Source organism: Streptomyces xanthophaeus, assembly GCF_000725805.1.
GTDB classification, from domain to species: Bacteria; Actinomycetota; Actinomycetes; order Streptomycetales; family Streptomycetaceae; genus Streptomyces; species Streptomyces xanthophaeus.
This window is the reverse complement of the sequence record NZ_JOFT01000017.1, coordinates 242689-254263: the sequence shown is the minus strand read 5'-3', so window position 1 is coordinate 254263 and position 11575 is coordinate 242689. Positions and strand designations below refer to the sequence as shown.

Sequence of the window (11575 nt, the reverse complement as noted above, 5' to 3'; positions counted from 1 at the left end):
CACCCGCCCGCCCGAGCCTTCAGGAGGCCGCGCATGACGACCGCAGCCCTGCCCCGCACCGCACTCCGGATCCGGCTCGCCGCCGTCCCCGACGGCCTGCCCGAACCCCGGCACTTCCGCCTCGACCGGACACCCCTGGCCGCCCCGGAACCCGGCCAGGTGCTCGTGCGCAACCGGTACTTCCTGGTCTTCCCCGGACTGCGCACCCTCATCGGAGGCCGCACCGAAGGGCTGCCGCTGCCCTCCCTCGCCGCCGGGGACGCCCTCTTCGGACCCGCCGTCGGCGAGGTGGTCGCGGCCCCGGGTGACGGCCGCCTGCGCGCCGGGGACCTCGTGGTCCACATGGCGGGCTGGTGCGACCACGCCCTGCTGCCCGCCGAGCAGGCCGTCCCGGCCGATGAGGTGCTGCCCTCGCCGGTGGCGCACCTCGCCCAGGGAGCGGCGCCGTACGGGGCCCTCACCCGGCTGGCCCGGGTCCGCCCGGGCGACGTCGTCCTGGTCACCGGCGCCGCGGGAGCGGTGGGGACGCTGGCCGGCCAGATCGCCCGGCTGCTCGGAGCCGCACGGGTGATCGGCACCACCCGTTCCCCGCACAAGGCGGAGCGCCTCGTGAGCGAACTGGGCTACGACCACGTGCTCGTGGACGCGCCCGGCCGGCAGCCCTTCCCGGAGCAGCTCCGCGAGGCCGCCCCCGAGGGGGTGGACGTGGTCCTGGACACGGTGGGCGGCGCGCAGCTGGCGGCCGCCCTGGGAGCGGCCCGGCAGGGAGCCCGGGTGGCACTGGTCGGCGCCCTCGGCGGGCAGCTCTCGCCCGATACGGCGGGCGACCGGGCACCCGTCGCCATCGACACCTTCCACCTGGTGCTCCGCGGCATCTCCCTGCACGGGTACAGCGGCGCGGACCACCCCGATGTGGAGAGCGAGTGGAACCGCCGGTTCGGCGGGTGGCTGCGCTCCGGGGAGATCCGCTTCCCCCACACCGAGATCGAGGGGCTGGACCGGGCCGCGGCGGCCTTGCCGGACCTCATCGCGGGCCGCCACTTCGGCGCGGTGGTGGTACGGCTCCCCTAGGCGGGGGGTGACGGAGACGGGCACGGGACGACGGACGGCCGACGACGGACGAGGGGACGGGCAGCGGAATGCGGATCGGTGACGCGGCGGCCGCCGCGGGGACCACGGCGCGGGCACTGCGCCTGTACGAACAGCGCGGCCTGCTGCCCCCACCCGGACGCACCCCGTCCGGCCAGCGCCGCTACGGCGCCGAGGACGTGGCCCTGGTGCGCGTCATCCGCGAGCTGCTCGCCCACGGACTCACCATCGAGGACCTGCGCACCCGCGCGGACCGGCTGCCGCTGCTCGCCGGGGACCCGCCGCCCCGGTGCGACGGCTCCCCGGGCGGGAACGGCGGCTTCGCGCCGGTCGTCGACCGGCGCATCGCCGCCCTGGACGCCGAGATCGCCCGGCTCACCCGGCGCCGGGACGAGCTCGCCCGGCTGGCGGGCCCGGGGGCCGGGCGGCCGTCCCCGGATCAGAGCCAGGGGAGCTCTTCGGCGGAGTAACGGTAGGCGCGGAAGACGGAGTTCTGGGCACCGGCCGAGGACTCCAGGCCCACGCCCTCACCGAAGGACCGGAACTGCGGGACCACGAACTCCCAGACCACGTCCCCGCCGGGGGTCACCTCGAAGAGGCGCCCGAAGGAACCCTCGGCGACGAAGGTGTTGCCGTTCGGCAGGCGCTGGGCACTGGACATGTAGGGGCTGTAGAAGTTCTGCGGCGGGTTGTCCTCGTAGGACCACACCTCCTTGCCCGTGCGCGGGTCGAGCTCCAGCACCCGCGAGTACGGCACCGAGGTGGTGTCGCGGTAGGTCCCGTTGTCGAAGACCAGGATGTTGCCGTCGGCCAGTTCGTGGGGGTGGTGCTGCTGGGCCAGGACGTCGGGTCCGATGCGCCACTTGACCGAGCCGTCGGCCCGGTTCACGGCCACGGTCGTGGACGCGCTGCGGAAGCCCACCACGACCGAGCCGTCCGCCAGTTCGTTGACGGTGTTGGCCATCGGCCAGTGCTCGCGGGCGAAGTGCGCGTTGAGCGGGAACACCTCCGGGTCGAGGTGGTCGATGGCTGCCCAGCGCCAGACCTCCTCCCCGTCCCAGGTCAGCTCGTACACCACGTCCCCGTAGATCACCCCGCCGGGCGCCTCGGAGCCCGGGATGCCGCCCCGGATCCGGGCCGCGTCGGCCGGGGACAGCGGCTCCACGACGGTGACCAGGAGGTTGCCGTTGCGCAGGACCGAGGCGTCGTGGTGGTGGAAGGCGTGCCGGGTCTCGCGCAGGACCGTGGAGTCCGGGGCCAGTTCCTGGAAGATCCCGCCGTGGTAGACGTCCCAGATGGGGAAGAGGGTCGGGCTGCTGGTGTCCTTGGCCGCGTAGAAGAGGTTGCCGCCGGGGAGGACCTGCGCCTGGCGGCCGGGCGGGTGCGGGGAGTTCCAGGTGTGGGCGGGCCGGCCCTCGATGTCGACGAGGTGGATCGCGCCGCTGCTGGTGATGGGCGTGTAGAGGGTGTAGCCGCCGTAACTGCGGTCGGGGTCATGCGCGATGAGTCCGACGCCGCGGCGGCGCAGGGTGTTCTGGTCGACGGTCATGGGGATCTCCTGTCGGGGTGGAGCGGGACGGGGTGGGGAGGGGTAGGTCGGGCGGGTTCAGCGCACGGTGACGGCGGCCGGGTCGGCGGCCGTCAGGGGCCCGGGCTGCAGGTGCTGCAGCAGCGCGGCGCGGTCGGCGGAGCCCGGCAGGCCCTGGGCGGCCTTGGCCCAGGCGGCCTCCTGTTCCAGCTCGGCCAGCAGTTCGGGGGAGAGGGTCGCGCCGTAGCCGTAGCGGGGCTGGAAGGCGTCCGCGTACCCGGCCTGGAGGGCGCCCTTGGACTGGGTGAGCACGTCCTTGCGGGTGGCGGCCGGATCGGCGGTCATCTCGCGCTGGGCGCGCAGCAGCGTACGGAGCACGGCCGTGGTGGTCCCCTCCTCGGCCGAGGGGCCGGCGACGAGCAGGGTCCGGGCGGTGTAGCCGGTGAAGGGGAGCTCCGCGTACCGGTCGCCCAGCGCGGTGCGGGCGGCGTCGTAGAAGCTGGGGAAGGTCACCCCGGCGTCGACGTCCCCGCGGGCCAGCGCCGCGGGGACCTGGTTCGGGGCGAGGTTGACCACGGTCACGTCCGCGGCGGTCAGCTGGGCCGAAGCCAGCATCCGCGACAGTGCGTACTCCACGTTCGTGCCCTGCGGGACGCCGACCTTGCGGCCCTTCAGGGCGGCGAAACCGGTGATCTGGCGGTCGGTCCGGGTGAGCAGGCGCCAGTCCGAGAACCGGGACAGGTCCGCGACGATGCGCAGCTCCCGCCCGCCCAGGACGGCGGTCACCGCGGGCAGATCGCCCACGACGCCGAGCTGCGCCTGCCCGCCGAGCACGGCATTGAGCGCGTCCCGTCCGGTGGGCTGGGTGGTGACGGTGGCGTCCAGGCCTTCGGCGGACCACAGTCCGCGCTCCTGGGCCACGTAGACGGGAGCGCCGCCGAGGTGGTCGCTGGCGGCGACGCTGACGGCCTGGCGGCCGCCCGCACCGCCGGAGCCCGCCGGGGCCGAGCCGCCGGTGCAGGCCGTGGCGAAGGCGGAGAGCAGGAGCGCCACGAGCACGGCGGTCGCCGCACGGGGTCCGGGTCTGGGCATGGTGGGGTGTCCTTCCAGGGACGGAGGGGGGAGAGGAGGGTGCCGAAGGGGAGGGTTCAGTCCGAGCCCAGGTGGCGGGCGATCAGTGCCCGCAGGCCGGGGTCGGCCGGACCGTCGGGGACCGGGTGGTCGGCCAGCACCCGGCCGGGTGTCCCGCCGAGGACGACGATCCGTCCGGCGAGGGCCAGCGCCTCGTCGATGTCGTGGGTGACGAACAGGACGGTGGTGCCCCGGCGTTGCCACAGCTCCCGCAGCAGGGTCTGCATCCGGGTCCGGGTCAGGGCGTCCAGCGCCCCGAACGGCTCGTCCATCAGCAGCACTTCGGGCTCGGCGGCCAGGGCCCGGGCGAGGGCCACCCGCTGCTGCATGCCGCCGGACAGCTGCGCCGGGTACTTGCCGGTGCCGTCCGCCAGGCCGACCTCGGCGAGCGCCTCCAGTGCGCGCCTGCGGCGTTCCCGGCGCGGCAGGCCGAGCCGCTTCAGGGCGAACTCGACGTTGCCGCGGGCCGTGCGCCACGGGAAGAGCGCGTAGTGCTGGAAGACCACGCCGCGGTCCGCCCCGGGCCCGCGGACGGCCCGGCCGCCCGCGGTCACCCGGCCGGCGAGGGGCGCCACGAATCCGGCCACGGCGCCCAGGACGGTCGACTTGCCGCAGCCGCTGGGCCCGAGCAGGGCCGTGAACGAGCCCGCCGGGAACTCCAGGTCGGTGGACTCCAGTACGGGCGCGGCCCCGTACCCGAGCGACAGTGCCTCCAGCCGTACGTCCAGGCTCATGACGTGCTCCAGTGGGCGAACCGGCGGCCGACGGCGGCCAGGACGAGGTCGACGGCCACGCCGAGCAGGCCGAGGACCAGCAGGCCGGCGAACATCCGGTCCACGCGCAGGAACTGGCCGTCCACCTGGAGGCGGTACGCCAGTCCGCTGTCGGCGCCGCCCAGTTCCGCGGCCACCAGGGCGAGCAGGGCCACGGAGGCCCCGTAGCGCAGCGCCGCGAGCAGGGCGGGGGTGGCGGCGGGCAGCAGCACCTCGGTGAACCGCCGGTGCAGCGGCGCCCCGAGGGACCGGGCGGCCCGCAGGTGGGAGGCCGGTACCCGGGAGACCCCGTCGTGGACGTACAGCCATACGGCGAGCAGGACGGCGTACGCGATGAGCAGGCGTTTGGCGGTCTCCCCGATGCCGAACCAGGCCGTCGCGAGCGGGACCAGGGCGATGGCCGGGATCGGCCGCAGGAAGGAGATCGCCGGGGTGACGGCGGCGGAGAGCCAGGGCAGGTAGCCGGTGGCGAAGCCGAGGGCGCTGCCGACGAGGGCGCCCAGGGCGAACCCCTGGCCGGCGCGGGTCAGGCTGGCGCCGAGGTCGGTGGCCAGTACGCCGCTGCGGGCGCTGTCGACGAGGGCGGCGAGGGTCTCGGCGGGGGTGGGCAGGAGCCCGGGGGCCACCGCCCCGGACCGGGCGGTCAGGTACCACAGCGCGAGCACGGCACCGGCCACGGCCAGGGCCGGGCCGAGCCGGCGCAGGGCTCGGACCTGGACGCGGCCGGGTGGTGAGGGGGTGGCGTGCACGGTGCGGCTCCTTGTCGTCGATAAGTGAGGTCAATAATTGACCACGCTTATGACGGCAGTGTTGCGGCAGTGCGAAACCTTCCGGGGCCTCCCGGCCGGTGATCGTCGATGGGGTACGTTCACCTGCGTGTCGCGACCCGAACCCACGCCCGAGGCGATCGAGGTCGGACGGGTGATCCGCAGCTGCCGCAAGCAGCGCGGAGTCTCGATGGCCGCCCTCGCCACCCGTTCGGGCCTCTCCCAGCCCTTCCTCAGCCAGCTGGAGCGCGGCCTCGCCACGCCCAGCCTCAGCTCGATCTACCGGATCGCCGAGGCGCTCGACGTCACCCCGGGCACCTTCCTCAGGCCGCCCGCCCGCCCGGGCGAGGTCAGCCACGAGAGCGACCCGCAGGTGATCAGGGTGAACGAGGCCGCCGGACAGGTCGCCCAGGTCCTCATCCCGGGCGGACGCAGCGGCGTCATGGAGGCCTACGAGCACCACTTCGAGCCCGGCCGGGGCGAGCGGGGCTGGTTCGAGCACCCCGGCGAGGACTTCCTGTACGTCCTCGAAGGGGAGATCCTGCTGGAGGTCGAGGGTGAGGAACCACTGCTCCTGCGCGCCGGCCAGAGCGCCCACCACCGCGGCGAGGTCCCGCACCGCTGCCGCCTGCCCGGCCCCGACGCCGCCCGCACCCTCCTCGTCATCGCGAACGCCTAGCGCGTGGCCGTGGGCCGTCCGTCAGTCGGCGGCCTGCTCCAGGCGGCGCAGCACCCGTAGCTCCGCGGCCTCGACGTCCAGGCGGGCGGACGGGTCGCCGCCGCGCGCGCGGACGGCGGCGCGCACCAGCGCCAGGTAGAACAGGGCGGGCGCGCACGGGGTCCAGGACTCGGCGGGCTTGTCCATCATGAAGGACAGCACGGACTCGGGATCGGCGGGCACGAAGGCGTGCTCGTCGTGCTCCCACTTGTCCTCGACGCCGCGCGTCCAACGGCGGCGCAGGGCCTCCTCGTCCAGGTCGTGGAGCACGGCCCCGAAGAAGCCCGCCCACTGGTTGTTGCGCAGGTCCAATCCGAAGCCGAGCAGTTCCAGCTCCACCGCGTCGGACTCCTGGACCGCCAGCTCTTCGCGCAGGGCGCGCCGGGCCACGGCGTGCAGGCTGATCCGGCCGTCGGGTGCCAGGTCGTGGTTGGCCGCGATGCCCTCGTTCGCCGAGGAGTTCCAGCGCGACCGGTTGGGGCCCACGACCGCGGGGCTGCGGTGCGAGAACAGCACCTTGTCGTCCGGGCCGGTGCGCACGGCGACGTTCACGCCGAAACTGCAGAACATGTACGGCGGCGCGTCGACGGGGTCCTGGCCCTCCAGGTACTGCCGGCGCAGCGTCAGCCCGTTCTTCTGGGCCCGGTCCAGGTTGATGGACGTGGTGAGGAAGTCGTAGTAGTCCGCGTCGCGCAGGGTGAGCGTGGCGACCGGTTCCTCCAGGCGGTCGGTGCGGGTCACCACCAGCCGGTCGACCGCGAAGCGGGGGTTGTTCCAGCGGTGCGGCAGGCCGGCGGCCTCCTTGCGCCGCTCCTCGTCCTCGATGGCCCGCCGCCAGCCCGCGATCTCCTCGGGGAACTCCACCCGCTCCGGGATGTGGTGGACGCGGACGTTCTCCTCGCTGATCGGACGGGTCCCGTCCCCCTCGAAGACATGGCAGTCGGTCTGTCGCCCGGCCAGAGTGAACCTGTCGCGCTGTGCCATCAAAGTCCTTTCATGGTGGGGTAGTTGGTGAGAGTATGACCCAGGCTGAGGATCTTGGGGGAGGGCCTGGGTGGGGGTGGGGGGCGTGTCCCGGCTCGCGGAGCGCGGCGCGTACCGGCGCGAAGGACTGGTCGCGACGGCAGCCGTCGCCGACTACGACAACCCGGCCCGGCCGGGCGGCCGGGAGACCCTCGCGCACGTCGAGGCCGTCCGCGGCCGGGTCGCCGAACTCGCGGGCACCAGGCTCGGTTTCGGCCACCGGATGCGGCTGGACGAGGAGGGCGCCACCCGCGCCGGACTCTCGGCGGGACTCGACGCCTTCGTCGCCCACGACGCGCGCCGCAAGGTCCTCTACTGGACGGGCCACGGCATCGACCGCGGCGCCGCGGGCTACTTCCTGGCCTGCCGCGACACCTGGGCGGCGGGCGGCTTCGACCCCGCCCGGGCGATCGCCGTCGCCGATCTGGTCGACCGCCTCCTGGACCCCTCCCACACGGCCGACACCCTGCTGGTCATCGACGCCTGCTCGGCGCACGGCCACCTGCCCGAGGCCCTCGACCGCGCCCTGAGCAAGGAGCGCGAGACGGTCGGCCGCGCCTACCGGGAGCGCGCGGGCGGCTTCGTCGTCGTCGGCACCTCGGGAGTCGGCCGGGTCATCCCCGAAGGCCGCTGGGTGGAGTGGCTGGAGCAGGTGCTCGCCGCCCCCGACCTGGAGATGAGGGACCACGCCCGCCCCCTGGACCCCTCCGCCCTCTACCTGCCGGTGGAGTACCTGCTGGAGGGCATCGACGGGGCCGCGGCCGCGTCCGGGCTGGACGAACCGGAGGAGCGCCCCGGCCACGTCGAGGTGCGCTCGCTGCCCAACGGCTTCCTGCACAATCCGTACTACGCCGACGAGGGCGTGATCCGCGGCACCGCCCAGCTCGGGGAGGACGGACCGGGCCCCTGGCTGGGCGCCGAGCACTTCGGGCTGGAGGACGGCGGCGAACTGGAGCGGACCTTCTCCGGCCGCCACGGACCCCTGAGCCGTCTCGTCCGCTGGCTGGAGACCTACCAGCAGGGGCTCCTCGCGGTGACCGGACCCGCCGGCTGCGGCAAGACCGCCCTGCTCGGGCGCCTCGCCCTGATGTCCGTCCCCCGCAAGTGCGACCGGCTCGACCCGCCGCCGCCCCCGCAGGTGCGCCCGCGCCCCGGCACCGTACACGCCCTCGTCTCCTGCCGCGGCCAGTCCGTGACCACCCTGACCCGGGCACTGTGGGAGCTGCTCACCGCCTTCGAGGGCATGGCCGTCCCGCCCGCCGGGACCGTCACCGTGGAACAGACGCTGGCGGCCATCGGCGCGCTCGTGGCCCGCGAAGGCGCCGTCAACCTCGTCTTCGACGCCCTGGACGAGGCCATGCCCGAACAGAGCCACGAGATAGCCCGCCACCTGCTCAACCCCCTCTCCCGCAGCGCCGGCGTCAAGGTCGTGGTGGGCACCCGCCCCCAGCCCCGCCAGCAGATCGCCTACCGGGAGCCCGACGAGAGCCTCCTGCAGACCCTGGACCGCACGGCGCCCTCCCTCGTCCTCGACGAGGACGAGGAGACCGAGCGCGACATCGCCGACATGGTGGAGACCGTCCTCGGCGCACCGGGCTCCCCGTACGCCGAACCGGGGGCCGAGGCCGAACGCACCGCCGCCGCCACGCGCATCGCCGAGGAGAGCGGCCGGCTGTTCCTGATCGCCCGGCTCATCGCCGCCGAACTGGTCCGCCGCCCGCAGCGCGTCCCCGAGGACCGGCTGACACAGCACATCCGGGCCGGCGGCGCCGGGCTCCGCGACCGCCTCGCCGACGAGATCGGCCACATCGGCGCCACCGGCACCCTGCGCACCGCCGAACTCCTGCGGCCCCTGGCGCTCGTCCACGGCCCGGGCCTGTCCCACGGGTCCGCCGCCGACCGCAGACTCTGGCTGGACCTGGCCGACGCCCTGCGCGACGACGGCACCCCCGCCCTCACCGCGCAGGCCCTGCGGCGCGTCCTGACCGCGGCCACCGGCAGCCTCGTCACCGCCCAGGCGGAACCCGACGGCCGCACCGTCTGGGGCCTGGCCCACCCCAGCTACGGGGCCTACCTCCTGGAGAGTGCGGGCCTGGCCCCCGCCGACGGACACCGCCGCCTCGTCGAGACCCTGCGCGCCCGGGGCACGGGAGCCTGGGAACACGCCCATCCCTACGTCCGCCGCCACCTCGGGGCGCACGCCGCGGGCGCCGGATCGGGCCTGCTGGAACTGCTCTTCGACGACCCGGACTTCCTCGTGCACACCGACCCGGACGTGCTGCTGCCGCTCAGCACCCCCGTCCTGCGCACCTGCGAGGGCGCCGCCCTGTACGCGCGCGTCGCCGACGAGTTCCGCTTCCGCACCACCGCCGCGGAGCGCCGGGCCCTGCTCCTCGCGACGGCGTTCGTCAGCCACCGCCCCGGCCTGTACCGGCGATTACGCGACCGGCCGGACTTCGCCGCACTGCCGTGGCGCGAACTGTGGACCGACGCGCCGCCCGAGGCCCTGGAGCTGCGCTGGCCGGCCCCGCTCGGCGGCGCCCGGGCCGTCAACTGGAGCACCGCCGACCACGGCCGGACCCTCTCCGTCGCGGGCCAGGGCGAGATCGTGGTGCAGGACGCCTTCACCGGCAAACGCCTGCTCACCCGCCGCACCGCCGCGGAACGCGGCGGACGGCGCGAGGCACTGACCGAGGTCCGCGAACTGGGCACCGGAGCCCACCGGGTGACGGCCGCCCGCGACAGCGGGGCCGTCCACTTCTGGATCGGAACCGAACGCCTCCCCTCCCAGGTCTACCGGTGGGGCGGCGCGCCGCACAGCCTGACGGCCCTCCGCCATCAGGACACCGCCCTGACCGTCGTGGCCGACGGCCACCGCACCTGGGCCTGGCGCTGGCCCTACCGGGGCCGCCCGGCCGACGGCGGCCTCGCCGACGTCAGCGGCGCCGCCGCCGGCCGGATCGCCCTGCTCCACCTGGACCGCCGCAGCTTCCTGCTCCTGGCCGACGCCGAGGTGACCCTGCGCGAGCTGCACCCGAAGGCCCGGAGCGGATCCGGACTCCTCGGCGGCAGCTGGGTGCTGCGCGAGGGCGGCCGTCCGGTGTACGCGGCCGGGGCCCTGCCCGATCCCACGGGCGGCGGCGCCTGGCTGGCCACCGCCGACGGGCAGGCGGTGACGGTGTGGCGGCTCGCACTCGGCTCGGACGCGACCGCGCAGCCGGACCCGAGCTGGCACACCCACCTCACCCTGCACTCCAAGGCCCGGGGCCTGGCCCTGGGGCGGCTCGGGGACCGGCCGGTGATCGCCCTGCACGAGGGCGGCGCCGTCCGCATACGGGTCCTGGACGAGACCGCGGCGGAGTGCTCGTTCCCGTTGCGCAGCCAGCGCGAACCCGAGGCCCTCGCCTTCGACCCGGGCGGCTCCGGCCTGGTGGCCGCCGGGGACGGGCCCGACGTGCGGCTGCTGGACGTGGGCTCCGCCGTCCGCACGGGCAGCCGGGCCCGGCGCCGCGCCCACCACGAGCGGCCGGTGCTCGCGCTCGCCGCAGGCCCCGGCGAAGCCGCCCTGCTGTGCCGGGTATGGGGCGGCGAGGTCCTCGCCGGGCTCACGGCTGGGCCGGGCGCCGACGCGGAACCCGTGGTCCTGCCGCACGAGGACCCCGTGACCGCCGTACGGGCGCTGTGGCACGAGGACGGCTGGACGGTGGCGGTCGCCGCGGGCCGGCGCACCCGGCTGTGGCGGCTCTCGCCCGGCTTGGACACCTGCGACCAGGGCGAACCGCTCGAACTCGGCGGGGACCCCGGCCTGAAGGTCCCCGGGATCGGCCTCACCGCCGCCGACGGGTCCGTGCGGCTCTTCGTACCGGCCGGCGGCCGGGTCAGGTGCTGGACGGTCACCGGCACGCACGCCCGCGACGCGGGGACGGCGCACGCCGGGATCCTCGTCTGCGGCCTCGCGGCGCGCACCACGGCGGACGGTTCCACCTGGGTCGTCACGGACGTCGGCAACCGCCACCGGCTGTGGCGCAGCACCCCCGAGGGACTCGCCGAGGCGGGCGCCACCGAGGTCTGGGAGCCCACCGCACCGGCCGCCTTGGGGGAGTACCGCGTCGACGGCGAGTCCATCCCCCTGCTGGCCTGGGCCGAGGGCCCGCTGGTCCAGCTCGCGGAGTGCGTCGGCCGCCGCTGGAAGCGGACCACGGTCCGGGCCGGGGAGCCCGGCGTCACGGCATTGGCCTTCTCCGGCGGCCCCGAACGCCCGCTGCTCCTGGTCGGCGGTGGCGAACGGCCCCTGACCGTCTGGGACGTGCGGTACGGAGCCTGGGTGCCCGGGCTGACCGTGCCCTACCGCGGTACGGACGTGGCCGCCCTCGAAGCGGTCTTCGACGCGGAGCGCGGCATCACCGTCGCGCTCCAGGCACTCCAGCGCTGCGACCTGATCCGGTTGCGGGCCGCGCTCCCGGCCCGCCCGGCCGGGCGCAGGGGCACGGCGCGCCTGTGACGGGGCACGCCGCGGGAACCCGCGCCACCGGCCCGCCCGCCCGGG

General features: G+C 75.4%; 9 protein-coding genes. 4 read left to right on the top strand and 5 right to left on the bottom strand.

Features of this window, described 5'->3' with window-relative positions:
- Positions 1-33 precede the first annotated feature (33 nt).
- Positions 34-1071 (top strand): MDR family NADP-dependent oxidoreductase, encoded by a 1038-nt coding sequence (locus IO30_RS0111780; protein WP_031142033.1) that lies wholly within the window; start codon positions 34-36, stop codon positions 1069-1071.
- Positions 1072-1139: 68 nt separating this feature from the next.
- Positions 1140-1559, top strand: coding sequence for a MerR family transcriptional regulator (locus IO30_RS0111775; RefSeq protein WP_031142031.1), 420 nt, complete (start codon positions 1140-1142; stop codon positions 1557-1559).
- Here IO30_RS0111775 and IO30_RS0111770 read toward each other — a convergent pair.
- The 4 genes from IO30_RS0111770 to IO30_RS0111755 are packed head-to-tail and all read right to left on the bottom strand — an operon-like array spanning position 1529 to position 5270.
- Positions 1529-2638 (bottom strand): aryl-sulfate sulfotransferase, encoded by a 1110-nt coding sequence (locus IO30_RS0111770; RefSeq protein WP_031142030.1) that lies wholly within the window; start codon positions 2636-2638, stop codon positions 1529-1531. The two genes, IO30_RS0111775 and IO30_RS0111770, sit on opposite strands and share 31 nt — an antisense overlap.
- A gap of 57 nt (positions 2639-2695) precedes the next feature.
- Positions 2696-3709 carry an ABC transporter substrate-binding protein gene (locus IO30_RS0111765; protein ID WP_031142029.1) on the bottom strand — a complete coding sequence of 338 codons (1014 nt, stop codon included), beginning with the start codon at positions 3707-3709 and terminating at the stop codon, positions 2696-2698.
- Positions 3710-3765: 56 nt separating this feature from the next.
- Positions 3766-4482 (bottom strand): ABC transporter ATP-binding protein, encoded by a 717-nt coding sequence (locus IO30_RS0111760; RefSeq protein WP_031142027.1) that lies wholly within the window; start codon positions 4480-4482, stop codon positions 3766-3768.
- Positions 4479-5270, bottom strand: coding sequence for an ABC transporter permease (locus IO30_RS0111755; RefSeq protein WP_031142025.1), 792 nt, complete (start codon positions 5268-5270; stop codon positions 4479-4481). Before IO30_RS0111755 ends, IO30_RS0111760 begins: the two co-directional genes overlap by 4 nt.
- A gap of 127 nt (positions 5271-5397) precedes the next feature.
- On the opposite strand from IO30_RS0111755, the gene IO30_RS0111750 reads away from it, so the two are divergent.
- Positions 5398-5967 carry a helix-turn-helix domain-containing protein gene (locus IO30_RS0111750; RefSeq protein WP_031142023.1) on the top strand — a complete coding sequence of 190 codons (570 nt, stop codon included), beginning with the start codon at positions 5398-5400 and terminating at the stop codon, positions 5965-5967.
- A 21-nt stretch (positions 5968-5988) separates the two neighbouring features.
- On the opposite strand, the gene IO30_RS0111745 is transcribed toward IO30_RS0111750, so the two are convergent.
- The gene (locus tag IO30_RS0111745) at positions 5989-6990 is read right to left on the bottom strand and encodes a hypothetical protein (protein ID WP_037893727.1); all 1002 of its coding nucleotides are present in this window, start codon (positions 6988-6990) and stop codon (positions 5989-5991) included.
- Positions 6991-7075: 85 nt separating this feature from the next.
- Here IO30_RS0111745 and IO30_RS0111740 point away from each other — a divergent pair, with 85 nt between their 5' ends.
- The gene (locus IO30_RS0111740; protein ID WP_051902133.1) at positions 7076-11530 is read left to right on the top strand and encodes an ATP-binding protein; all 4455 of its coding nucleotides are present in this window, start codon (positions 7076-7078) and stop codon (positions 11528-11530) included.
- The last annotated feature ends 45 nt before the right edge of the window (positions 11531-11575 follow it).